Below are 25426 nucleotides of genomic sequence, written 5' to 3' on the forward strand. Positions count from 1 at the left end.
TAACTAAAATTAAAATGGGAAATTATTTTAACACACTATCGTTAAGAGATAAATTAAGTCAATTATCGAAGTGTCGATTTATGGATTCTTCAGAATTTGAAGATGGAGTAAATGCATTAAAAGGTAAAAAAATAGTCATTGTAGGGTGTGGAGCGCAAGGGCTTAATCAAGGGCTAAACATGAGAGATTCTGGATTAGATATTTCTTATGCTTTAAGAGCACAAGCTATTGCAGAAAAACGTCAATCATTTGTTAATGCAACTGATAACGGTTTTAATGTAGGAACTTACGAAGAGTTAATTCCAACGGCCGATTTAGTGTTAAACTTAACACCAGATAAACAACATACAAATGTTGTAAATGCGGTGATGCCTTTAATGAAAAAAGGAGCAACATTATCGTATTCTCACGGTTTTAATATTGTTGAAGAAGGAACGCAAGTTCGTGAAGATTTAACTGTTATTATGGTGGCACCTAAGTGTCCAGGTACTGAAGTTAGAGAAGAATATAAAAGAGGTTTTGGTGTGCCAACATTAATTGCGGTACATGAAGAAAATGATCCAGAAGGAAAAGGTTGGGCACAAGCTAAGGCTTATGCTGCTGCTACAGGTGGTGATAGAGCTGGTGTGTTAGCATCTTCTTTTGTTGCTGAGGTTAAGTCTGATTTAATGGGAGAGCAAACTATTCTTTGTGGTTTATTACAAACAGGATCTATTCTTTGTTTCGATAAAATGATTGAAAAAGGAATTGATGCAGGTTATGCTTCAAAATTAATTCAATATGGTTGGGAAACTATAACTGAAGGTCTTAAATATGGTGGTATTACTAATATGATGGATCGTTTATCTAACCCAGCAAAAATTAAAGCTTTTGAATTATCAGAAGAATTAAAAGATATCATGCGTCCGTTATTCCAAAAACATATGGATGACATTATGGAGGGTAACTTCTCTAGTGGTATGATGGCAGATTGGGCTAATAATGATAAAGATTTATTAGGATGGAGAGCTGCAACTGCTGAAACAGCATTTGAAAAAACTCCAGCAGGTGATGTTGTAATTTCAGAGCAAGAATATTACGATAACGGTGTGTTAATGGTTGCGATGGTAAGAGCAGGTGTGGAATTAGCGTTTGAAGCTATGACAGATTCTGGAATTATTGATGCTTCTGCATACTACGAATCATTACATGAAACACCCCTAATTGCTAACACAATTGCAAGAAGAAAACTTTATGAAATGAACAGTGTAATTTCTGATACAGCTGAATACGGATGTTATTTATTCGATCATGCTTGTAAGCCTTTATTAACTGATTTCATGAAAACTATTGATACTGATGTTATTGGTAAAACCTATGCTGCAGATAATGGAGAAGGTGTTGATAACGCGAAGTTAATTGAAGTAAATAAAGCATTAAGAAATCACCCAGTTGAAAAAGTAGGTGAGTTTTTAAGAGCTTCTATGACAGCTATGAAACCAATAGTTTAATAAAAACTATTAAATATAATTAATGTTCAAGACCTGTCAAGTTTGGCAGGTCTTGTTGTATAAAAAATAATGAGCATATGAATCAGGAAAAAAACACATATTTTCCTAGTCTTAGTGATGTGAAAGCTGCTGCGGAAACTATTAAGAAGGTTTCGGCAGTTACGCCTCTAAGCTCTAGTTTAAGATATTCAAAACAGTTTGATGCAAATATCCTTTTAAAGCGCGAAGACTTGCAACAGGTTCGTTCTTATAAAATTAGAGGAGCATATAATAAAATTAGTTCGCTAACAAAAGAGGAGGCTTCAAATGGAGTGGTTTGTGCTAGCGCAGGAAATCATGCGCAAGGTGTTGCTTTATCGTGTAAATTATTAAAAATTCAAGGCACTATTTATATGCCTGCACCTACGCCAAATCAAAAAGTAGAGCAGGTAAAAATGTTTGGTGAAGCATATGTGGAAATTAAGCTTGTTGGTGATACTTTTGATGATGCGTATCATGCTGCAATGATAGAATGTGATGAACTTCAGAAAACATTTATTCATCCGTTTAACGACCCAAAAGTTATTGAAGGTCAGGCAACCATTGGTTTAGAAATTTTAGAACAAGCAACTGAACCAATAGATTATGTGTTTATAGCTGTTGGTGGCGGCGGATTAGCATCAGGCTTATCAACTGTTTTTAAAGCATTGTCTCCTAATACCAAGATAATAGGTGTAGAGCCAGAAGGTGCACCGTCTATGTCGGTGTCTATTAAAAATAATAGAAATACCGAGTTAGAACATATTGAAAAGTTTATTGATGGAGCTGCAGTAAAACGAGTAGGCGATTTAACTTTTGATATCTGTAAAACAAATTTGCATGCTATGATTACCGTTCCGGAAGGAAAGGTGTGTCAAACCATTTTAGAACTTTATAATAAAGATGCTATTGTGGTAGAACCAGCGGGAGCACTTAGTATTTCGGCATTAGATTTTTATGCTGAAGACATAAAAGGAAAAAACGTAGTATGTGTTGTTAGTGGAAGTAATAACGATATTACGCGAACTTCAGAAATAAAAGAGCGTGCCTTATTATACGCCAATTTAAAACATTATTTTATAGTAAAGTTTCCGCAACGAGCAGGTGCATTAAAAGAATTTGTAGTTGATATTTTAGGAGCTAATGATGATATTACATACTTTCAATATGCTAAAAAAACAAACAGAGAAAATGGTTCAGCTGTTGTTGGTGTGCAATTAAAATCGGCCAATGATTTAAAGCCTTTAATAGATCGAATGAAGGAACATAATTTTTATGGTGATTATCTAAATGATAAACCAGATTTGTTTCAGTTTTTGGTTTAAGACTGAGAACTTATTTTATCCAATATTGAATATCTTCATTATACATAGCATCTAAAGATAATTGAACAGATCTTGCTGTATCTGCGCCTGTATACACATTTGAAATAGGTTCTTTGTTTTCTATAATAGAATCTCTAAAATCAGCTAAAGCTTGTTTACTTGGGTCTAAATGAGATATTTCAATAGGATAACCTTTGCCTTGTAAATATGCGTTAGCCGTTGCTCCAGAAACACCATCTACATCTGTTATTTCTTTTTTAAATTCTTTTTCATGATAAATCCATGCATTATTGTAGTCCAGAAGTATAGTGCCTTTACTTCCATGTACTTTTATTTGATAATCGCCAAGTGAATTATTGGTTAAGCATGTAAATTTTGCTTTTACACCACTAGGGTATTCAAAGATTAAATGAACATTGTCGAATGTTTCTCTGCCATCTTTCCAAAAGTCAATACCTCCTGTTCCTATTATCTTTTTTGGATTTTCATCTAAAACCCAATGCACAAAATCTATTTGATGTGAGCATAATTCTGCTACTAATCCACCAGAGTATTCCCGATACATTCTCCAGTTTATTTCACGTTCCAATGACGGATTAGGAACAGGTCTTCTCCAATTACCATTTCTATTCCACTGGCATTCAAAGGAAGATATTTGACCAATCGCTCCATTTTTTATTAGGTTCACAACATGATTATATAGTTTAGAACTATGATACTGGTGTCCTGTTTGAAAAATCAATTTTGAATAAGCTACTTTCTTTACAAGGTTATCAATTTCAGTAAAACCTTTAGCCATTGTCTTTTCACAGTAAACGTGTTTCCCTGCGTCTAAAGCATCAATAGCAATAGCAGAATGCGTACTAAAAGGTGTTGCAATTAATACGGCATCAATATCTTTATTGTCTAATAATTTATTGTAATTCTCATAGGTATTAACTTTGTTTTTAGCTCTCGAAGCACCTTTTTCTAATTGAAAAGGTAAAGTATCACAAATTGCAGAAACATTAACACCTTCAATTTTGTTTAACACAGAAATGAGTCCACAGCCTCTACTTCCTGTGCCTATAATTCCAATATTAATATTATTACTACTAAATCTTTTAGATAATGCTCCTAAAGTTGATGAGGTTGTAATTATACCGGCTGTTACAAGTCCACCTTTAGTTATAAACTCTCTTCTTTTCATTTACTATGATATTATACTGCTAATTGTGAAATTAATTATTGTTTTGCTGATTAAACAGGTTTAATCTCCCAACCTGGTTCATAAGTTCTAGACCATAATTTCATGGCATCACGATCATAGATTGTACCAGTTTTATCGTCTACTTCAAATGATTTGCCTATTCTAGATGAAATATTAGCATAATGTGTTAGCATTTGACTAACAACACCTTGCTCAATAGGAGACCTTAAGGGTTCTTTTCCTCTAATGGCCTGAAAAAAGTTTAATGAGTGTCTTGTTGAGAGACTACCACCACCACCAAGGGCAAGCCCGCCTTCACTAACACCTTGAAGTTTCTTATTTCTAATTAACTCTCCTTTTAAATCAAATAATTTATAGCCTTCTCTGTCTATAAAAACTGACCCTTTAGATCCATAAATTATTGTGCCTCTGCCAGCTCCATATTTATCGTATCCATTTCTACTTTGTCCATCCCATTGTATGGTTTTGTTATTAGAAAATTTAAATGTAGCTTCCATAGTGTCGTACATTTCCCAGCCGTCATTTTGATATTGAAATTTCCCTGAATATACATCTACATACTCTGGATAATTAACATCTAGTGCCCAACGGGCTATGTCTAATTCGTGTGTGGCATTATTTCCTGTTTCTGCAGTTCCAAAATCCCATCCGTACCAGTGCCAATTATAATCCCAAGTATCATGCATATAATCTTTTCGTGGCGATGGACCTTGAAAAAGATCCCAGTCCAAACCTTCAGGAGGATTTGCTTTTTTAGGAATTGGAACTTCACTTCTAGAATTTGTGTAAAATGCAATTGCTTTATATACATCTCCAATAACACCATCATGGATATCCTTAATAATAGATGCTGATTCTATTGATGATCGTTGTTGGTTCCCCATTTGTATGAGTTTACCATATTTTTTTTGATATGCAATTAGTAATTCTCCTTCTCTTGGATTATGGCTACATGGTTTTTCTAAATACACATGCTTGTTAGCTTGCATAGCCATACATGCTCCTGGAGCATGCCAATGGTCTGGTGTAGCCATAAATATGGCATCTATATTTTTGTCATCTAAAATAACTCTAATATCATTTTCTAATTTTGGCTTGTAATTAATTGACTTAGAGATGGTCTTAGCTGCTTTTTCGCGCTGACTTTTCATAACATCGCATAAATACACGAGTTCCACATTATTAGTTTTATCTGAGATAGCTTCTATGTAAGCACCCCATCGTCTGCCTAACCCTTGAATAGCAACTTGAATTCTATCATTAGATCCAATAATTCTTGAATAACTTTTCGCAGAAGCACTTGTTAGACCACCAGTTAATGCTACACCAACGGCACCTGTTGTTGCTTTTTTTATAAAATCTCTTCTATTTGAACTCATATTTAAATTATTTTTTAATTAAATTCTCTAATTTTTATACTTCTGTAATGCACGGTATTCCCATGATCTTGAAGTAAAATATGACCGCTAGCCCATTGACCAAAGTCAGACCATTTTTTGTATTTACTGTATGCTACGAGTGCTCTAAACATTTGGGATTGCCTGTCGTATTCTATTACTTTTTCATTATTTAACCAATGTTCAACATTAGACCCTATAACAACTATTCTTGCTTTATTCCATCTATTAACGCCTTTAAATTGTTTGCTTCTTCCTTGTACTGAAAGGTTTTCTGCGGTTATTAAATCATATAAGGAACCAACAGTTCTATTACCATTAATACCAGCTTTAGCGTCTGGATGATTTTCATCGTCTAAAATTTGAAATTCACAACCTATTGCAGAACCAGGGCCTTTGTTTAATTCAGAATCAACAAAGTATTTAATACCGCTATTAGCACCTTTTGTAATTTTAAATTCTAATTCTAATTCAAAACTGCTAAAAGTATTTATAGTAATAATGTCTCCTGGACCTGTCGATTCTCCCCCGTCAGTTGCTAGAATGGTTAATTCGCCGTCTTTTATTTCCCATCCAGAATTTGGAAATTGGTCTATTTTTGCACCTTTCCATCCTTTGTTAGTTTTGCCATCCCAAAGTAAACGCCAACCTTTATTTACTTCGTTTTTAGTTAATGAGTTTTTTAGATAACTAACCTCTCTTACTTCTGGATCTGATGGCCAAAGTTCTTCATCTAAGTTATTTGTTTTAATTCTAATATTTTTCCATCTAATTTTTTTACCAGCGTCTTCATTTTTAGACCCAATACTGTGAACTTGTAAAGCAATAAAACCTGTAGCAGTTTCACTATCAATTAAATTTGCACACTGTATTCCATTAATCCAGGTTCTAATGTGGTTTCCAATTGCTTCTATTCTGCATCTATTCCAAACGCCGTTTTTAAAAGCCTTTCGTGCTTTTTGGTTTATAGATAAAGGGTACATCCAACCTCTTCTAGCTTCATCATAAATACCTCCACTAAAAGCACGATTGCTAGGATCTAATTCAAATTGATATCCATGGACTCTACCGTTCATATAGTCTTTAGTGCTATTGGATCTAAATTGAACTCCTGAATTAACAGATGGATCAACCATAACATCAAATTCTAAAATATAATCACCATAATTTTTATTAGTAGTTAAAAAGCTATTGGTTGTGTTGGTTTTTGTAATGCCAATAATTTCATTGTTCTCTACTTTGTATTTTGCAGTTCCGTTAAGTTGTTCCCAACCCGTTAAGTCTTTGCCATTGAAAAGCAATACCCATCCATCTTCTGAATTTTGCGAATTAGCTTCATTGCCTATAAGGTTAATTAATAGTAAATTAGTTATAAAAAAAAGGCTAAATTGTAGTTGTTTCATTTCTTTTATTTGTTTTGTTGTAATTGTGTGCGCACACGTAAAGTTGGTTTATTTCTATTGATTAGCCAAATAAATTAACTTCTTTTTATTAAAACGTTTGTCGAAAACGTTTGAGTTTTAAGTATATTATTATCAAGTAATCAAAGTGTTAACAATACAATATTTTTTATTTACAGTTACTGTTATAAATAATTTTTGGTTAAAATATGAGTATCTTAGCTATACTTAAAACACTATATTTTAACAAATAAAACTACTATGTTAGAAATTCCAGAAGCTTATAAAATCAAATCACTTTTACACCAAAAAACATATTTAGTAGATGGTGAATTAAAACAATGGAAAGGAGATGTTACAGAAGTTTTTTCAACAATATCTTCAACACTAGATTATAAACCAACTTTGTTAGGAACTATTCCTAATTTAGGCGAAAAAGAAGCTGTGTCGGCTTTAAATTCAGCGCTAAATGCATATGATAAAGGACAGGGGTTGTGGCCAACAATGAAGGTTGAAAATCGTATTGCTTGTATGGAAAAGTTTGTTGAACAAATGAAAACCAAGCGAGAAGAAGTTGTAAAACTTTTAATGTGGGAAATTGGTAAAAACCTTCCAGATTCTGAAAAAGAATTTGATAGAACCGTTGATTATATTTATGATACTATTGAAGCTTATAAGCAAATAGATAGAGACTCAGCTAAGTTTGAAAAAAATGATGGTGTTTATGCTCATATTCGTCGAGGGCCATTGGGTGTTGTTTTATGTTTAGGGCCTTATAATTATCCTTTAAATGAAACATTTACTTTACTTATTCCGGCATTAATTATGGGTAATCCTGTAATTTTTAAACCAGCAAAGATAGGGGTTTTGTTAATTTCACCATTATTAGAAGCTTTTCATGATAGCTTTCCTAGAGGTGTTGTAAATATTGTTTATGGTAGAGGGCGAGTGCTTGCTACACCAATAATGAAATCAGGAAAAGTAGATGTGCTCGCTTTAATAGGTAATAGTAAATCTGCTAATGCTTTGCAATCGCAACATCCTAAAGGAAATAGACTGCGAATGGTTTTGGGTCTAGAGGCTAAAAATCCAGCGATTGTTTTACCAGACGCCGATTTAGATTTAGCTGTAGATGAATGTATTGCTGGTACTTTATCTTTTAATGGACAACGCTGTACAGCGTTAAAAGTATTGTATGTTCATGAGTCTGTTGTTGAAGAATTTAATAGACGTTTTTCATATAAAGTAGACCAGCTTAAATATGGAAATCCTTGGGAAGATGGTTCTAAATTAACACCTTTGCCAGAAGAAGACAAACCAGCATATATCCAAGATTTAATTGATGATGCTCAAAAAAAAGGCGCGAAAATTTTAAATAAAAAAGGAGGAGAAACAACAGAGAATTTTATTTTTCCAGCTGTTTTATATCCTGTGAGTAAAGATATGAGGGTTTTTAAGGAAGAACAATTTGGTCCCGTTATTCCTGTGGTGTCTTTTTCTCATATTGATGAACCTTTAGATGACATGGCAGAATCTAATTACGGACAACAAGTGAGTTTGTTTGGTAAAAATATACAAACCTTATCGCCGCTTATAGATACGTTAGTAAATTTGGTGTGTCGTGTTAATTTAAACAGTTCTTGTCAGCGTGGACCAGATGTATACCCATTTACAGGAAGAAAGGATTCAGCGTATGGTACTTTAAGTGTTCATGATGCTTTAAGATCATTTTCTATTAGGACTTTTGTTGCATCAAAAGATAATGAGTATAACAAGACTATTTTAGAAGAATTATTAAAAAACAAAACATCAAACTTTATAAGTACAGATTATATCTTGTAAAAAATAATAATTTAGATATCTCTATAACCTCAAAAACTTTATATAGTTTTTGAGGTTTTTTTATTTTTTAAAGGTTCTTCCTTTCCATTTATAGTTTGAAAATGTAGATAGAAAAGCAATATAAACACTAAAGAAAGGATACAGTAAAAAGCCAAAAACAAAAGATTTTAATATCTCTTTTTGATTAAAAAAAGTAGCCGATTTGTAAATTAAAAAGAAATCGATATTCAATTTTATAAAAAGGATATAAAGCAAAATTTTAAAATTGAAACTTCCAATAATAGTAAGTAATACAGACGTAATTATTAAAGCATTCATAACTAAAACAATAATGCCTGCGAGTTTACCAAACCAATTATTATAAGCGCTTGTTTTTGCAGCCCAACGAAGCCGTTGAGATATTAAATGTTTCCACGAGTTTTGAGATTCTGTTGAAACAATGGCTTGTTCGCATTTTAAATAATGAAGCGCTTTAGGTTGTTTTTTTGCAACCTTTTCTAGTAGAAAAATATCATCACCGCTTGCAATATTACTATTGCCATCAAATCCGTTTAATTTTTTAAACAAAGCTTTTTGGTAGCCAAAGTTTGCACCATTACATAAAAAAGGTTTTTTTAAACTAAAACCACCAATGGTTGCACCTTGTAAACTTAGTAAGTCGAGTAACTGAAACCTGTTTAAAAATGAATTTGTAGATAGGTATGTTACAGGAGCAGCAATACATTGAGCGTTTGTTTTTTGAATGTATTCATCAAAACTATCTAACCAATATTTAGGTAATACACAATCGGCATCGGTAGTAATAATCCAGTCGTTTTTTGCTTGATTTATGGCAGAGGTTATAGCGTCTTTTTTAGGGGAATTTGTTTTTCTTTCATTCTGAATAATTGAATAGTTAGTATTAATGATTTTTTCAATTAATGCAACCGAATCATCATTAGAATCATCATCAACAAAAATAATCTCATAAAGGTGTTTATGGTAATTTAGTGTTTTAATAGATTTTAATAATTCGGGTAAATGTTCAGCTTCATTCCTAAAAGGAATAATAACAGAGAATTTTGTTTTAGAAGGTAAATCTTCTAATTTAAAAACAGGAACTTTATCAAATCCCATAGCAAAACTTGCTATTAAAATTAGATAAAAAATGGTTATGATGATGCTTGCTAAAATCATTGTTAATTATCGTTTTTGGGAAGTTTAAATTTAAGTACAAAATAGCTTCCTATGATACTTGGTAATACAAAATTAAGTAACCACATGATGGTGATGATGCTTAAAACAGTGAGTTCGTTAATGCCCAAAAAAGCAAATAAATAAACGGCAACACTTCCTTTTATAATCACATCAAAAATAAAGATACTAGGAATAATAGAGGAAAGTAAATACATAGAAGTAATGCCTGTTATAGCATTAAAATATGTTATTTCAGTATCAAAAATGATTAGTAGAAAGTAAAATTGAAATGAAAAAATGGCATATCGTATTAATGATAAAAACCACCCGAATCCTATTTTGTTTTTGGGGAAATTTGAAATAAAATGTTTAATTTTTTCAAAAGAAACCCCTTTAATAGTGAACTTGCTTATTTCTTTAATTCCGAAAGTAATTAAAACGATAAGCGTGATGCTACTTAATAGTATTATGAGCAGATTGTTGTTGTTTATAGTTAAGTTATAATTTGAAATAAAAAAAGACAATCCTATAATGCCTAAAATAACCGTAACACTCATTTGAAGTAAGTTACTTATTAGGTTAATAAGCATAATTTGTTTTCGGTAATTTTTAGTGAAGTAAATAGCTTTTGCTCCATATTCTCCAATACGGTTAGGGGTAAATAATGATGCTGTTAGTGATCCTAAACTTTGTTCGGTAGCATTTTTAAAAGTAATTTTTTTAATAGGAATTACTAAATTTTGCCATTTTGTAATTTCGAAAAACCAATTAAAAAAACTTAAAATGAGTAGAAAAGTGATGTTTTTTATTGAAAAAATGTTGTTTTCATTCAAAAAATCAATAAAAACAGAAAACTGTAATTCGTTATTGTTTGTTAGTTTTTGGTAAATAAAATAAAAAGCCACAACTACAATGCTTAATTTAATAAGCACAAAAAAGAATTGTTTAGTTTTGTATGAAAGTGAATATGTCATAAATACAAACGCAAAATAAATCATTAATATACTTTATCATCATGATAGTATAGATTTTATTAATTAATGAGTAAAGAAAGAATTATTTTAGGTATTGATCCTGGAACAACTATTATGGGGTTCGGACTCATAAAAGTGGTTGGTAAAACCATGCAATTTGTTCAGATGAATGAGCTAAATTTAAAAAAGTACGACGATCATTATTTAAAACTGAAGCTTATTTTTGAACGCACCATAGAACTTATTGATACACACAATCCAGATGAAATAGCTATTGAAGCACCATTTTTTGGAAAAAATGTACAAAGTATGTTAAAGCTTGGTCGAGCTCAAGGTGTGGCTATGGCAGCGGGTTTAAGTAGAGAGATACCAATTACCGAATATTTGCCAAAAAAAATAAAGATGGCCATTACAGGTAGTGGTAGCGCTAGTAAAGAACAGGTTGCTAAAATGCTTCAGAGTGTATTAGGACTTAAAACATTGCCTAAAAATTTAGATGCCACTGATGGTTTAGCAGCTGCAGTGTGTCATTTTTATAATTCTGGTAGAATAGAAGTGGGTAAAAGTTATTCCGGTTGGGATGCTTTTGTGAAGCAGAATGAGGCTAGAGTTAAGAAGTAATGGCAGGCATCTACATACATATACCTTTTTGTAAACAAGCATGTTTTTATTGCGACTTTCATTTTTCAACATCTTTAAAAAAGAAGGACGAACTAATTCAGGCTTTAGCAAAAGAATTGGTTCTTAGAAAAGATGAACTGAAAGACAAAACCATTGAAACCATCTATTTTGGAGGAGGCACACCATCTATATTATCAATAGAGGAATTAAATTTTTTGGTTTCTGAAGTTTACAACAACTATAATGTTTCAGATAATCCGGAAATTACTTTAGAAGCCAATCCAGATGATTTATCTGAAAAAGCAATAATCAAATTATCTAAAAGTGCTATAAACAGGCTTTCAATTGGCATTCAATCTTTTTTTGAAGACGATTTAAAAAGTATGAATCGTGCACATTCATCAGAGGAAGCTAAGGCTTGCTTGCAGATAGCAACTCGCTACTTTGATAATATAACTATTGATCTTATTTACGGTATTCCGAATATGAGTCTAGAGAAGTGGAATAAAAATTTAGACGTTGCCTTTGGTTTTGGAATTAATCATATTTCAAGTTATTCGCTTACGGTTGAAACTAAAACAGCCTTAGATACTTTTATTAAAAAAGGAACATATCCGCCAATAGATGAAAATCTAGCACTTCAGCATTTTAATCATTTAATAGAAAAAACAACAGAGCAAGGTTTTGTGCATTACGAGATTTCAAACTTTGGTAAGCCAGACTATTTCTCAAAACACAATACGAGTTACTGGCAAGGGAAATCGTATTTGGGTATTGGGCCTTCGGCACATTCTTTTTCTAAAACTCAGCGTAGTTGGAATGTGGCAAATAATTCAAAATATATTCAAGCCATTCAGAATAATAGCTTACCAAATACTGTTGAGGTTTTATCGAAGAAAGATCAGTATAACGAATATGTTATGACAGGTTTACGTACTATCTGGGGAGTTTCATTAACAAAAATTGAAAGTGAGTTTGAACAAGAATTTCTTCAACATTTAAAAGCTTCTGCTGAAAAGTTCATAAAGCAAGAACTACTTGTTATTGTAAATGAAACAAATGAATCTGTTCCATTAGAAAAACTAATAACAACTCAAAAAGGAAAATTTTTAGTTGACGGAATAGCAGCAGATTTGTTTATGATTTAAGTATATTTGAATATGTTAGCTACTATTCAATACAATTCAAGAAAACTTCAGATAAATTTATCAAATCCAATTGATATTTCAATGCCATTGCGTGCATCAAAAAGTAATGTAAATGCATGGTATATTGATGAGCCAAAAATAGAACCAGCAAAAGATGGCGAATGGATTGCAAGTGTAAAAGAAGGCGCTTGTATAAATTTTAATAATATATTTTTTAATCCGCATGCTCATGGTACACATACTGAATGTGTGGGACATATTACCGAGAAAGTACATTCTATAAACCAGAATTTAAAACAGTTTTTCTTTTTAGCAGAAGTTGTAACAGTTGCTCCAGAAAAGTTGAATGAGGATATGGTTATTTCAAAAAAGCAATTACAATTTGCCATTGGTAACAAGAAAAGAGATGCTATTGTTATAAGAACCATTCCTAATACAAACGATAAAATTTCTAGGCAATACTCCAATACCAATCCTACTTATTTATTAGAGGAAGCTGCCATTTATTTAAGAGAAAAAGGCATTAAGCATTTGCTTATAGATTTGCCAAGTGTAGATAAAGAGCGTGATAATTGCGAATTATTGTCGCATAATGCTTTTTGGAATACTAAAGGAGAATTGCGATTAGATGCTACTATCACCGAATTTATTTTTGTACCAAATACGGTTGATGATGGTTGCTATTTTTTAAACCTTCAAATAGCACCTTTTGAAAACGATGCTACTCCTAGTAAACCTATTTTATATAAAATAATTGAATGATGAAGACAACGCTGAAATTAGAAGAATTGGCAATGTTTATTTTAGGAATCTTTGCTTTTAATCAATTACATTTTGCTTGGTGGTGGTTTTTAGCACTTATTTTAACACCAGATGTTGGCATGTTGGGCTATGTAATAAATACAAAAATTGGTGGTATTGTCTACAATATTTTTCATCACAAGGGATTAGCTATTCTATTTTATATTATTGGGATTTATTTACAAAATGATGTTTTGCAACTAGTAGGAATTATTTTGTTTTCACACGCATCGTTTGATAGAGCTTTGGGTTACGGTTTAAAGTATTCAGATAATTTTAAGAATACGCATTTAGGTCAAATAGGGAATTAATAATTATGGAAGCATTTTTAGGAATTATTATAGGCGTTTTAGTTAGTTTAGGAATTGTTACCTACTTTAAATCTATAAAGAAAAAACAGTTAGTAAACGCACAGTCGGTTTTACTTTTAGATAAAATAAAAAAGGTTTGTAAGTTTATAACTGTTGAAGGTGATTTTGCTGAAATATATCATTACGAAGATGTAAAAGAACGTTTTTTAAAAATGATAACCAGCAAGAAAAAAGCATTGGTTGTTATTAATGCTAAAGCTCATGTGGGTTATGATTTAGCAAAGATAGAGTTGCAAGCAGACACGATAAAGAAGATCATTGTTTTAGAACATTTTCCGCAACCAGAAATTTTATCTATAGAAACCAATTTGAATTATTACGATAAATCGGATGGTATATTTAATAAGTTTGAAGCTTCAGATTTAACAGGATTACATCAAGAAGCTAAACAACATATTCAAGATAAAGTGCCAGAAAGCGGCTTGATTCAAGTAGCACAAAAAGAAGCCTTAGAAACCATCTTGCTTATGGAAACTATTGTTGAAACCATTGGTTGGAAACTGGATTATTCGGCATTAAAAATTGAAACAGGAACTACTAAGAAATTAGAGTGATTTTGTCGTTCCTGCAAAGGCAGGAATCTGTAGATTGTTTCGAATTTAATTTGACCTAAATGAACATAGAACAACTTCGCAATTATTGTTTAAGCAAAAAAGGAACAACCGAAGAGCTTCCATTTGACCAACATACATTAGTTTTTAAAGTGCTAGGGAAAATGTTTGCATTAACCTCTTTAAAAAAATGGGAACAAGGGGAGTCATCTATTAACTTAAAAGCCGATCCAGAATATTCTGAAGAACTTAGAACTAACTATAATAGCATTCGTCCAGGATTTCATATGAACAAAAAGCATTGGAATACACTTTATCTGCACGAAGGTGAATTACAATCACAACTTATTAAAGAGCTTATAGATCATTCTTATGATATGGTTATTAAAACAATGTCTAAAAACTTGAAAGACAGTCTTTTTTAAACTAAAAAAATAATATGAAATGTAAAATAAGCGTTTTTTTGTTGTACATTTATATACTTTCATCTCCTTAATTTATTTTAATAGCATAATCAAAACGCCCTTAAATCTTAAAGTAGTATTTAATTTTAACCATAATATAAACTTTAATTTTTAACAGATTATGAAAACAATCAACCAATTATTTTCAACAATGGCAGCTGCACTTTTGTTGTTTACAACCTCTATTATTTCAGCCCAAGAGCAGCAAGAAGGACCACAGTACATTACCGTAACTACGATGCATTGGAATATGGATTATGAAGATTTTGATATGGATACATGGAAATCTGTAGAAAAAGAATATTTAGACAAAGTGACCAAAAATAATGAGCATATTATGGCATCTTCTTTTTATTTGCACCAAATGACAGCGGATAATACAGAGATAATTTATGTTAATGTTTACGGGTCATGGGGTGCTATTGAAAAAGCAAGTGTGAGATCTGGAGAATTAGAAAAGGAAGCATGGCCAGATGAAACAGAAAGAAAAGCGTTTTTAAAGAAACAGCAAGCGTATTATTCTCATGAGCATTCAGATGAAATATATACAACATTGCCTTTAGTTAAGCCAATACCTCAAGACAATACAAAAGATATGATATGCTATGTTAGAAAAACACATTTTGCGTATCCAGAAGATGTTGAAAATTCTGAAATTAAGGATTTTATGACTGAAAACTTTAATAAGTTAATTAAAGATAACCCGTTAATTAAAGGTTATTATCCACACAGACATGCTTGGGGTAGTGATGGAACAGAAATTATGGAAGGTTATTTTTTAGATTCCATGGCAGATTTAGAAGCTATGTTTGATGGGCTTCCAGATCTTATGAAAGAAGCATGGCCAGACGAAGCTGTTCGTAAAGCAAGAGGCGAAAAAATGAATACTTATTTTACAGGTGTTCATGGAGATGCTGTTTATAAATTTCTAGCTGAACTTTCAAAATAATAAGAATTTTCAATTAATAAAAAAGGATGCTTTTAGTGTCCTTTTTTTATTTGTAATCAATTTGTAGGAGCTTTTATTTAGGTGTAATATTGCAAAAACAAAATAGCAAAATGAGTGTACTAGAAACTTTAAAAGACAGAAGTAATAACACATGTGAATTGTGTGCATCTAATACCGATTTATCACAATATACCATACCGCCATCATTAAATGAAAACGTGGCTAACGATGTATTGGTGTGTAAAAACTGTTTAGACCAAATAGAAGGTAATGAAGAAATGGATACTAACCATTGGAGATGTTTAAATGATAGTATGTGGAGTGAGTTTGTAGCAGTACAAATTATGGCTTGGAGAATGCTTCAACGATTACGTGCAGAAGGTTGGCCTAAAGATTTACTAGATATGATGTATTTAGATGATGATGCTTTAGCACTAGCGCGTGCAACAGGTGAAGATAAAGACGAGAGCGAGAAAATTATACATAGAGATGTAAACGGAGTTGTCCTTAATAATGGAGACTCGGTTGTTTTAGTAAAAGACCTTAAGGTAAAAGGATCTAGCATGGTTGCTAAGCAAGGAACGGCGGTTAGAAACATTCGTTTAGATAGAGATAATGCCGAATTTATTGAAGGTAAAGTAGGGCCTACTTTAACTGTTATTGTTACTAAATACGTTAAAAAATTATAGTATTTGGGTGTTACCCTGAAAAATCTGGAGAGCTTAAACAAATACCTTATCCTACCATAAATAAAAAACACTTACACCTTTTTAATTAAAAAGGTGTAAGTGTTTTTTATTTAAACAGCAAACTAAAATTTAACAAGACGTATCAGCAATAATCTTCCATTTTCCATCAATCTTTTTGAAAACAAGCATAAAAATACCATCAGCATTTCCAACTTCGCGTTTTAAATGAAATTCGCCTAAAACATAATAAGCACCATCACTTATTTTACTAATGTCATTAATTTTATAACTTAATGTACCTGTGTGGTCTTTAGTTGGGTAGCTTTTTAGGTAGCGTTCTAACGTGTTCTCCCATCCGTAGGTAATGCCATTGCTTCCATAAAATTTAAGCGAATCACTTTTCCAGTAGCCTTCCATAAATTCTTCAATATTGTCTTTAGACCATGCAATACGTTGTGCTTTTAAAACTTTATTTATAGCTTTTTTATCTTGTTCTTCAGTTTGAGAATAGCTATTAAAAGCAGTGAGGATAAAGGTTAATATAAGGAGCCTTTTCATGATTGTTTTATTTTAAATGAGTTTTTTAGGGTCTTTTTAATTCTATAGTTGTTAAATATTAAAATGAATACTTTAGCATTAGAAGTAAAAATAGGAAATCTTGTTTAAAATATGTTACTCATCTATTAATTAATCTACTTGTGTTTTCAATACAATCATTTCAAATCACAAGCTGCTCCTTAATATATAATATCACAAAACATTTTTTTGATGCTTATAAAAGGCATCTGCTTGAAGTTGTATAAGTTCCCTCGCTTTTTTGCGCTTATAAGTGTATAATTCGTCTTCGTTTTCTAGGTCTGTATAAATACGGTCGTTAATAGCAAAATCTGCTTTTAACATGGCGTCTCTTTGACTTTTATTTTGAAGTACGTTTGTTTTTATAGCTGTTTCTTGGTCTTCTAATTTATAATCGTATACGCCTTTTGGAGATAATAGTTTAGCAAGAATAGGAGAGGTTTCAATAGCTAAAAACAATAAGAATATAAAAAATGATGGTAACCAAGGTAATTTTCCTAAAGCATTAACACGCGCCATTAAGCCATCAAAGTTATTAATAATGGGTTGCGTAGTTGCAACTTGTGTATCATAATCACCATTTAGTTGTACTATTCGGTTTTCAATAGCTACAATTTTTGATTTGTTAGCGGCTTTAAGTTGTTGTAATTCGGCTAAAAGCGCATCGTGTTTTTCTCTTTTTTCTTTGTAAACAGGACCTTTTCCTAAAAGTTTGGTTCCTGCGGTTCCTTCGGCTTCAGCAATGTAAGTGTTGTAAAGTGCATTTACTTCAGCTTCTTTGGTTGCTATGTCTTTTTGTAAATTAGTTATTTCATTTTGAAGCGAAGCGATAGTAGGTGTGAATTGTTCCGAAATTTGGTTTTTATTAGCAAGGGTTAATTCGTTTTTTTGTTCTAATAAAACCTGATTAATTTCTTTTTCAAAAATTTTTAATTCTAAAGGTTTTGAAATAACAATAGCTATAATTACTGCTAATACGATTCTGGGAGATGCTTGTATTAATTCGTCTATAATGTTTCCTGTTTTCTTGATGGTAGAAACAATATAGCGGTCTAAATTAAAAATGAGTAAACCCCAAATAAGTCCGAAAAATATAGCAGTATAAATATTGTCGAAAACAGTGTAAAGTGCATAACTACCAGCTATAAAAGCCATAACTGCTGTAAAGAAAACTGTAGCTCCAACACCAGCATATTTGTTTTGTTCGCCTTTAGAGCATTGCTCTAAAATATCGGTATCTGCACCCGAGCAAATAATGAAGAATTGCTTTAACATAATGATTGATTTTGATTGATGATTGTCTATTAGAACGCAAAACGTATCAAAATGTTACATTAATTGGTGTGAAAATAGTTCGGATTTGCGTTAGCGATTGAAACGGCATCCTTTTTTGAGGTACGAGAAAAAGATATAGTTGAAAGCGCGACCTTTATCCTGATCTTTTTTCAGGGTAAAGGTAACGCCCAAATTATTTTGAAAGTTCTGTAAAATATTTATAAAATAGTGGAATGGTTTCGATGCCTTTTAGGTAATTCCAAACGCCGAAATGCTCGTTTGGTGAATGTATGGCGTCGCTATCTAGCCCGAAGCCCATTAAAATAGTTTTGCTTTTTAATTCTTGTTCGAATAATGCCACAATAGGAATGCTCCCACCGCTACGTTGTGGAATTGGTGTTTTTCCGAAGGTGTCGTTATAGGCTTTATTGGCTGCTTTATAGCCAATGCTGTTTATTGGTGTTACGTAACCTTGTCCGCCATGATGTGGTGTCACTTTTACGGTAACGCCTTTTGGAGCGATGCTTTCAAAGTGTTTGGTGAATAATTCGGTAATGTTTTCCCAGTCTTGGTTTGGAACCAATCGCATAGATATTTTAGCATAAGCTTTACTTGCAATAACGGTTTTTGCACCTTCGCCAGTGTAACCACCCCAAATGCCGTTTACATCTAAAGTTGGTCTGATGGCATTACGTTCGTTGGTTGTGTATCCTGTTTCGCCATAAACAGCATCAATATCTAATGCTTTTTTATAGTTTTCTAGACTGAAAGGCGCTTTTGCCATTTCTGCACGTTCTTCTTTTGAAAGTTCTTCAACTTGATCGTAAAACCCAGGAATGGTAATGTGATTGTTTTCGTCATGCAAAGACGCAATCATTTTAGTTAATACGTTTATTGGGTTTGCTACGGCACCGCCGTAAAGTCCAGAGTGTAAATCTCTGTTAGGACCTGTTACTTTAACTTCAACATAACTCAATCCGCGTAATCCAGTTGTTATTGATGGCACATCGTTAGCTATCATGCCTGTGTCAGATATAAGAATGACATCATTCTTTAATTTCTCTTGATTGTTTTTTACAAAGGTTGCCAAGTTAGAGCTTCCAACTTCTTCTTCGCCTTCAATCATGAATTTTACATTACAAGGGAGTTGGTTGGTAGATGTCATGAATTCCATGGCTTTCACGTGCATGTACATTTGTCCTTTATCGTCGCAAGCTCCACGTGCAAAAATAGCACCGTCTGGATGTTTGTCTGTTTTTTTGATAACAGGTTCAAAAGGAGGAGAATCCCATAAATTGATTGGGTCTGGTGGTTGTACATCGTAATGGCCGTACACTAATATGGTTGGTGAATTTTTGTCAATTATTTTTTCACCATAAACAATAGGGTAGCCATCTGTTTTGCAAATTTCAACGGCATCGCATCCTGCTTTTTCTAAACTAATTTTTATGGCATCGGCAGTTTTTAAAACATCATCTTTATAAGCAGAGTCGGCACTTATAGACGGTATTTTAAGAAGTTCGATGAGTTCGTTTAAGAAACGATTTTTATGTTCTGATATGTAAGATTGTATTTGATTCATGAGTTTTTCTATAGTTCACTCAAAAGTATAAAAAAAAGAATGTTTTTTAGGGCTAAGAAGTTTGCAATTTAAAAATCTTGTTTATATTTGCAGTCCTTTAGCGGGCGTGGTGGAATTGGTAGACACGCTAGACTTAGGATCTAGTGCCGCGAGGTGTGGGAGTTCGAGTCTCCCCGCCCGCACTGTAAAGGAAAAGCTGACTTTTTAAAAGTTGGCTTTTTTGTTTTAAAAAGTATTCATATTTCTAATTATTCCTCTGTTTATAAGCTTTAGGAGAAACTCCCATATAGTTTTTAAATAATCTTGAAAAGTATAAAGGGTCTTTGATACCTAATTTTACACTTACTTCTTTTATGCTTAAATCGGTGTAGTTAAGATATTCGCACGCTTTTTGAGTTTTTTTAAGATTGAAAAAATGTATTAATGAATAACCCGTTCCTTTTTTAAATAAGGTTTGTGTATAAGATGTTGAAAGATTAAATGCTTTAGCAATGTCTTCAGATTTTAATGATTTACTAAGATTGTTGTTTAAAAAAGCAGTGATAGAACCAACTAAATTATCGTGTTTGTTAATATTTACAGTAGCGTCAATATTATTGTAAATAAAAGCACTAATAAAGTTTAGGCTTAAAATATTAGCATATTCAAGTTGAGCATCTAAATAAGTGTTGTTTAAAATTTCAAATATTTGGTTGAATAGTTTAATACGATCATTATTAAAAGCAATAGTTTCGTTTCTGTTTTGTCTTTGTTTGTTGTATAATTCTTCTGCAATTTTTCCATCAAAGTGCATCCAGTAAATACTCCAAGGATCTGTTTTGTCCGATTTATAGGTGTGAGCCAAATATTTAGGAATAATTATATATTGATTAGGAGAAATAATTGTTTTTACACCATCCGTTTTTACCCAGCCAGACCCTTCAACACAATAAATGAAAATATAAGTACCATGATCTTTTTTTCGTTTTCTAAAGTGGTTGCTTGCTTTCGGGAAATATCCAATGTCAGAAATGTGAAAATTACTTGTAATGGTGTTGTTTTTTAATCTGCTTTTCACCTCATTAGGCAGTATAATGATTCGTTGACCTAAAAAACCTTCTTTTAAAGTTGATTTGTCCATGTTTATTAAAAAATAGTCTATTTTATTAATGCTTAGTTTTCAATTATTTAGTGCTTTAGTATATTGTAATCAAAAAAAAGTGTTTAAAAAGATGTAAATAACTAAAAATAGCATGTAAATATAACTTAAAAAGTTAAGGGTTAGAATTTGAATGTTTATCAAAGAATAATCTATATTTTTATTAAAAACTAATTTGTAAATGAAACCAACTAAATTTAATATTCCCTATTTACTGTCATTAGCGTTTGTGTCTGCCATGGGAGGATTACTATTCGGTTACGACTGGGTAGTTATTGGAGGTGCAAAACCTTTTTACGAGCTTAATTTTGAGATAACGAATTCGCCTGCTTTACAAGGTTGGGCTATGAGTAGTGCACTTATTGGTTGTATTTTTGGTGCCGTTATTTCTGGAGTTATAGCCGATAAATTAGGTAGAAAAAAATCTTTAATTATTGCGTCTGTTTTATTTACCGTATCAGCATTTGGAACAGGTTGGGTTGACACCTTTACGCCTTTTATTTGGTATCGATTAATTGGCGGATTGGGCATAGGTTTGGCTTCTACATTATCGCCTATGTATATTGCAGAAATTGCACCAGCTAAATTTAGAGGTCGGTTTGTCGCTATTAATCAGCTAACCATTGTTGTTGGTATTTTGGCGGCTCAAATTGCAAATTGGTTAATTGCAGATCCTATTGCAGATAGTGCAACTCCTATAGATATTTTAAATTCTTGGAATGGCCAAACAGGGTGGCGCATTATGTTTTGGGCAGAATTAATTCCCGCTGGACTATTTTTTATATTCATGTTTTTAGTACCTGAAAGTCCACGGTTTTTAGTTAAGGTTAATGAAGATGAAAAAGCAAGTCGTGTTTTAAATAAAATTGGAGGCGATGCATATGCTTTACAGGAATTAGCTAACATTAAAGATTCATTTAAAGAAGCTGTTAAAGAAACATTTTCTATTTCAGAATATCGCAGTAAAAAAGTATTACCCGTTTTAGTAATTGGTGTTGTGTTAGCAATATTTCAGCAATGGTGTGGTATTAATATTATCTTTAATTATGCACAAGAAATTTTTACCTCTGCAGGTTATAGTGTTGGTGATATGTTATTCAATATCGTTATTACAGGTAGTGTTAATCTAATCTTCACGTTTGTTGCTATGCGAACGGTTGATAGTTGGGGACGGAGAAAATTAATGCTTTTTGGTTCAATTGGTCTTGCAGTTGTGTATGCTATTTTAGGCGCGGCGTATTATTTTGAATTTAAAGGCTGGCCTGTTTTAGTGTTAGTAATTACAGCTATTGCCATTTATTCTATGTCACTGGCTCCTATTACTTGGGTAGTACTTTCAGAAATATTCCCTAATAGATTAAGAGGTGTTGCTATGGCAATAGCTACTTTTTCACTTTGGGTAGCCTCCTTTATATTAACCTTTACGTTTCCTATTTTAAATGAAGCATTAGGTTCGTATGGCACGTTTTGGGTCTATAGTTTTATATGTGTTTTAGGGTTTGTTTTTATCAAACAAAAACTTCCTGAAACCAAAGGAAAAAGTCTAGAAGAAATAGAACAGGAGTTATCAAAAGAAGAAAAATAAATAATCATAGTATGAAATTTATAAACATAACTATAGTACTTCTCTTTTTAGTCATAGTCTCTTGTGGAAAGCAAGAACCTAGAGAGTTCGATTTATCTGGTGATTGGCAATTTAAAATCGATTCACTAAATAAAGGTATTTCTGAAAAGTGGTATATTCAAAAATTACCTGAACAAGTTAAGTTGCCAGGCTCTATGACCGAGAATGGTAAAGGAAACGATATTTCTGTTAAAACAAAATGGACTGGGCAAATTGTGGATAGTGCATGGTATACGGTTGAAAAGTATGCTAAATATAGAGCTGACGGAAATGTAAAGATTCCCTTTTGGCTTCAGCCTAATAAACACTATGTAGGTGTAGCATGGTATCAGAAAGAAATTGATATTCCTTCATCATGGGTAACTAAGAATATAGAATTAAAACTAGAGCGCCCGCATTGGGAAACACAAGTTTGGATTGATAATAAATATGTAGGCATGCAAAATAGTTTAGGTACGCCTCATAATTATGATTTAGGAAGTTTGCCTGAGGGTAAGCATACTATTTCAATAAGAATAGATAATGCCATTCATGATATTAATCCTGGTATAAATGCCCATAGTATGACCGATCATACGCAAACAAATTGGAATGGCATCATGGGAGCTATTAAATTGGAGGCTAAATCTTCAATAGTATTTAAAGATGTGAAAATTTTTCCTGATGTACTTCAGAAGAAAGTAACCATAATTGGAGCGATTAAGAATAGTACAGGTGAAAATAAAAAAGTCCAATTGCGAGTAAAAGTAAAAGGTGTTGGAGAGAATCCTCAATTATTAGAAGAGGTTATAAAGGATATTGAAACTAATACTGAAGGTACTTTTGAATTAGATTATCCAATGGGAGATAATCCTTTGCTTTGGGATGAATTTCACCCTAATTTGTATTCGATGTCTTTGAGTTTAAAATCACCTTTAGGTGAAGATACTGGAGAAGTTACTTTTGGTATGCGAGAGTTTAAAACGAAAGGCACTCGTTTTGTTATAAACGACAAACCTGTCTTTCTTCGTGGCACACTTGAATGTGCCATATTTCCAAAAACAGGCTATCCAGCAACAGATGTTGCCTCTTGGAAAAGAATCTTAAAGATTGTTAAGGCACATGGTTTAAATCATATGCGTTTTCATTCATGGTGTCCTCCTGAAGCCGCTTTAGAAGCAGCCGATGAATTAGGAGTTTATTTGCAAATAGAAGCTTCTACTTGGCCAAATGGTAATTCGTCTATAGGTGATGGTTTTCCAGTTGATGAATGGTTGTATAAGGAAACGCAAGCTATTTTAGATGCTTATGGTAATCATCCTTCTTTTGTAATGATGACTTCTGGTAATGAGCCACTTCGAAGAAATCACAAACCCTATTTGCGAAAATATGTAGATCATTTTAGAAAAATTGACAACCGTAGACTTTATACAGGAGCAGCTGATAGACCTTATTTAGATAATTTAGATTATTATAATAATTCGTATGCACGTATTCAGAGGTGGGGTGAAGGAGAAAACAGCATTATAAATAAGAGACCTCAAACAGATTTCGATTTTAATTATTTTACAGATACGATACCAATGCCATATGTGAGCCATGAAATAGGACAGTGGTGTGTCTATCCAAATTTTAAGGAAATTGCAAAATACACAGGTGTTTTAAAGCCAAAGAATTTTGAGATTTTTAAAGAAACTTTGGAAGATAATCACATGGGGCAACTTTCAGATAGTTTAATGTTAGCTTCTGGTAAATTACAAGCGCTATGTTATAAAGCAGATATTGAAGCGGCTTTACGAACTAAAGGTTTTGGAGGATTTCAGTTATTAGATTTACATGATTTCCCAGGTCAAGGCACTGCTTTAATTGGTGTGCTAGATGCCTTTTGGGATGAAAAAGGTTATATTTCACCTGAAGAATATAGTAGATTTTGTAATGAAACAGTGCCTTTAGCACGTTTAAAGAAACGCGTGTTTTTTAATAATGAAAATTTAGAAGCTGCTATTGAAGTCGCACATTTTGGAGAGCATCCATTAAGGAATGCTACAACCTCATGGAAACTTACAGCTGTTTCTGGAAATGTAATTAAACAAGGCGATTTTGAAAAAAGAGATATCCTTCAAGATAATGGTATTCCTTTAGGGGAGATAGATGTGAGTCTAAATGAAATCAAAACATCTCAAAAACTAACACTGACTGTAAATGTTGGTGATTTTTCAAATAGTTGGGATGTTTGGGTGTATCCTTCCATAAAAAAAGAAATAGATAAAACACAGTTTAAAGTAGTTAATGCTTTAGATGAAGCTACTATTTCTTATTTGAAAAATGGCGGAAAGGTTTTGTTGACTACCAAAAAAGGTAGTGTGAAAGCTGAAAAAGGCGGTGAAGTAGGTATTGGTTTTTCAAGTATTTTCTGGAATACGGCATGGACTCAGGGACAAAAGCCTCATACTTTAGGAGTTTTGTGTAATCCTAATCATCCTGCTTTAACTGAATTTCCAACAGAATATCATTCTAATTGGCAATGGTGGGATGCTATGAGTCATTCCAATGCAATTATTCTAGATGAATTTTCACCAGATTTAAAACCAGTGGTGCGAGTCATTGACGATTGGTTTACTAATCGCAGATTGGCTTTGGTCTTTGAAGTGAAAATAGGTGAAGGAAAACTATTAGTTTCAGGAGTCGACTTAATATCAGATATAGAGAATAGACCAGAAGCACAGCAATTGCTTTATAGTTTGAAAAAATATATGGTTTCTGAAGCTTTCAATCCTTCAGTCGAATTAGATATCAAATCCATTGTAAATTTATATAAATAGTAAC

General features: G+C 32.4%; 22 protein-coding genes and 1 tRNA gene. 14 read left to right on the forward strand and 9 right to left on the reverse strand.

Annotation, left to right across the window (positions count from 1 at the left end; all coding sequences use genetic code 11):
* Window positions 1–14 precede the first annotated feature (14 nt).
* The gene (gene ilvC, locus ACH5TW_RS12160; protein ID WP_439336779.1) at window positions 15–1490 is read left to right on the forward strand and encodes a ketol-acid reductoisomerase; all 1476 of its coding nucleotides are present in this window, start codon (window positions 15–17) and stop codon (window positions 1488–1490) included.
* 77 nt (window positions 1491–1567) lie between these two features.
* The gene (ilvA, locus tag ACH5TW_RS12165; protein ID WP_439336780.1) at window positions 1568–2833 is read left to right on the forward strand and encodes a threonine ammonia-lyase IlvA; all 1266 of its coding nucleotides are present in this window, start codon (window positions 1568–1570) and stop codon (window positions 2831–2833) included.
* Window positions 2834–2843: 10 nt separating this feature from the next.
* Here ilvA and ACH5TW_RS12170 read toward each other — a convergent pair whose 3' ends face one another.
* Genes ACH5TW_RS12170 through ACH5TW_RS12180 form a run of 3 tightly spaced genes read right to left on the reverse strand, consistent with a single transcriptional unit; the run spans window position 2844 to window position 6843 of the window.
* Complete coding sequence (locus ACH5TW_RS12170) at window positions 2844–4022, reverse strand: Gfo/Idh/MocA family protein (protein ID WP_439336781.1); 1179 nt, start codon at window positions 4020–4022, stop codon at window positions 2844–2846.
* A gap of 50 nt (window positions 4023–4072) precedes the next feature.
* The gene (locus ACH5TW_RS12175) at window positions 4073–5422 is read right to left on the reverse strand and encodes a Gfo/Idh/MocA family protein (protein ID WP_439336782.1); all 1350 of its coding nucleotides are present in this window, start codon (window positions 5420–5422) and stop codon (window positions 4073–4075) included.
* 14 nt (window positions 5423–5436) lie between these two features.
* The gene (locus ACH5TW_RS12180) at window positions 5437–6843 is read right to left on the reverse strand and encodes a 3-keto-disaccharide hydrolase (RefSeq protein WP_439336783.1); all 1407 of its coding nucleotides are present in this window, start codon (window positions 6841–6843) and stop codon (window positions 5437–5439) included.
* 258 nt (window positions 6844–7101) lie between these two features.
* On the opposite strand from ACH5TW_RS12180, the gene ACH5TW_RS12185 reads away from it, so the two are divergent.
* A complete protein-coding gene (locus tag ACH5TW_RS12185; protein WP_439336784.1) occupies window positions 7102–8682 on the forward strand; it encodes an NADP-dependent glyceraldehyde-3-phosphate dehydrogenase in 1581 nt (526 codons plus the stop codon).
* A 60-nt stretch (window positions 8683–8742) separates the two neighbouring features.
* On the opposite strand, the gene ACH5TW_RS12190 is transcribed toward ACH5TW_RS12185, so the two are convergent.
* Complete coding sequence (locus ACH5TW_RS12190; RefSeq protein ID WP_439336785.1) at window positions 8743–9858, reverse strand: glycosyltransferase; 1116 nt, start codon at window positions 9856–9858, stop codon at window positions 8743–8745.
* 2 nt (window positions 9859–9860) lie between these two features.
* Window positions 9861–10832, reverse strand: a complete 972-nt coding sequence (locus ACH5TW_RS12195; protein ID WP_439336786.1) for a lysylphosphatidylglycerol synthase domain-containing protein — start codon at window positions 10830–10832, stop codon at window positions 9861–9863.
* Window positions 10833–10898: 66 nt separating this feature from the next.
* On the opposite strand from ACH5TW_RS12195, the gene ruvC reads away from it, so the two are divergent.
* The 8 genes from ruvC to ACH5TW_RS12235 all read left to right on the forward strand — a co-directional run bounded on the left by ruvC (window position 10899) and on the right by ACH5TW_RS12235 (window position 16426).
* On the forward strand, window positions 10899–11453 hold the full coding sequence (ruvC, locus tag ACH5TW_RS12200; RefSeq protein WP_439336787.1) for a crossover junction endodeoxyribonuclease RuvC: 555 nt from the start codon (window positions 10899–10901) through the stop codon (window positions 11451–11453).
* Window positions 11453–12601 carry a radical SAM family heme chaperone HemW gene (hemW, locus tag ACH5TW_RS12205; protein WP_439336788.1) on the forward strand — a complete coding sequence of 383 codons (1149 nt, stop codon included), beginning with the start codon at window positions 11453–11455 and terminating at the stop codon, window positions 12599–12601. The genes ruvC and hemW overlap by 1 nt, the downstream gene beginning before the upstream one ends.
* Before the next feature lie 12 nt (window positions 12602–12613).
* The gene (locus ACH5TW_RS12210) at window positions 12614–13363 is read left to right on the forward strand and encodes a cyclase family protein (protein WP_439336789.1); all 750 of its coding nucleotides are present in this window, start codon (window positions 12614–12616) and stop codon (window positions 13361–13363) included.
* Complete coding sequence (locus ACH5TW_RS12215; RefSeq protein WP_439337513.1) at window positions 13363–13713, forward strand: DUF4260 domain-containing protein; 351 nt, start codon at window positions 13363–13365, stop codon at window positions 13711–13713. Before ACH5TW_RS12210 ends, ACH5TW_RS12215 begins: the two co-directional genes overlap by 1 nt.
* Before the next feature lie 5 nt (window positions 13714–13718).
* Window positions 13719–14327 carry a DUF4230 domain-containing protein gene (locus ACH5TW_RS12220; protein WP_439336790.1) on the forward strand — a complete coding sequence of 203 codons (609 nt, stop codon included), beginning with the start codon at window positions 13719–13721 and terminating at the stop codon, window positions 14325–14327.
* A gap of 59 nt (window positions 14328–14386) precedes the next feature.
* Window positions 14387–14749 carry an MmcQ/YjbR family DNA-binding protein gene (locus ACH5TW_RS12225; RefSeq protein WP_439336791.1) on the forward strand — a complete coding sequence of 121 codons (363 nt, stop codon included), beginning with the start codon at window positions 14387–14389 and terminating at the stop codon, window positions 14747–14749.
* A gap of 160 nt (window positions 14750–14909) precedes the next feature.
* Window positions 14910–15737: a hypothetical protein gene (locus ACH5TW_RS12230; protein ID WP_439336792.1), complete on the forward strand. Its 828-nt coding sequence runs from the start codon at window positions 14910–14912 to the stop codon at window positions 15735–15737.
* 110 nt (window positions 15738–15847) lie between these two features.
* Complete coding sequence (locus tag ACH5TW_RS12235; RefSeq protein WP_439336793.1) at window positions 15848–16426, forward strand: PhnA domain-containing protein; 579 nt, start codon at window positions 15848–15850, stop codon at window positions 16424–16426.
* A gap of 129 nt (window positions 16427–16555) precedes the next feature.
* Here the strand turns inward: ACH5TW_RS12235 and ACH5TW_RS12240 are convergent, their stop codons facing one another.
* The 3 genes from ACH5TW_RS12240 to ACH5TW_RS12250 all read right to left on the reverse strand — a co-directional run bounded on the left by ACH5TW_RS12240 (window position 16556) and on the right by ACH5TW_RS12250 (window position 19859).
* Window positions 16556–16984 (reverse strand): YybH family protein, encoded by a 429-nt coding sequence (locus ACH5TW_RS12240; protein WP_439336794.1) that lies wholly within the window; start codon window positions 16982–16984, stop codon window positions 16556–16558.
* Window positions 16985–17176: 192 nt separating this feature from the next.
* Window positions 17177–18277: a DUF4407 domain-containing protein gene (locus ACH5TW_RS12245; RefSeq protein WP_439336795.1), complete on the reverse strand. Its 1101-nt coding sequence runs from the start codon at window positions 18275–18277 to the stop codon at window positions 17177–17179.
* Between the two features lie 193 nt (window positions 18278–18470).
* Window positions 18471–19859 (reverse strand): dipeptidase, encoded by a 1389-nt coding sequence (locus ACH5TW_RS12250; RefSeq protein WP_439336796.1) that lies wholly within the window; start codon window positions 19857–19859, stop codon window positions 18471–18473.
* Between the two features lie 100 nt (window positions 19860–19959).
* Between ACH5TW_RS12250 and ACH5TW_RS12255 the strand changes: the two genes are divergently transcribed.
* Window positions 19960–20041, forward strand: a tRNA-Leu gene (locus ACH5TW_RS12255).
* A 62-nt stretch (window positions 20042–20103) separates the two neighbouring features.
* On the opposite strand, the gene ACH5TW_RS12260 is transcribed toward ACH5TW_RS12255, so the two are convergent.
* Window positions 20104–20979 (reverse strand): AraC family transcriptional regulator, encoded by an 876-nt coding sequence (locus ACH5TW_RS12260; protein ID WP_439336797.1) that lies wholly within the window; start codon window positions 20977–20979, stop codon window positions 20104–20106.
* A 199-nt stretch (window positions 20980–21178) separates the two neighbouring features.
* Between ACH5TW_RS12260 and ACH5TW_RS12265 the strand changes: the two genes are divergently transcribed.
* Together ACH5TW_RS12265 and ACH5TW_RS12270 are read left to right on the forward strand one after the other, a co-directional pair.
* Window positions 21179–22582, forward strand: coding sequence for a sugar porter family MFS transporter (locus ACH5TW_RS12265; protein WP_439336798.1), 1404 nt, complete (start codon window positions 21179–21181; stop codon window positions 22580–22582).
* A gap of 11 nt (window positions 22583–22593) precedes the next feature.
* Window positions 22594–25422: a DUF8487 domain-containing protein gene (locus ACH5TW_RS12270; RefSeq protein WP_439336799.1), complete on the forward strand. Its 2829-nt coding sequence runs from the start codon at window positions 22594–22596 to the stop codon at window positions 25420–25422.
* Window positions 25423–25426: the final 4 nt, after the last annotated feature.

The organism is Thalassobellus sediminis (assembly GCF_044386045.1).
In the GTDB taxonomy this organism is placed as follows: domain Bacteria; phylum Bacteroidota; class Bacteroidia; order Flavobacteriales; family Flavobacteriaceae; genus Thalassobellus; species Thalassobellus sediminis.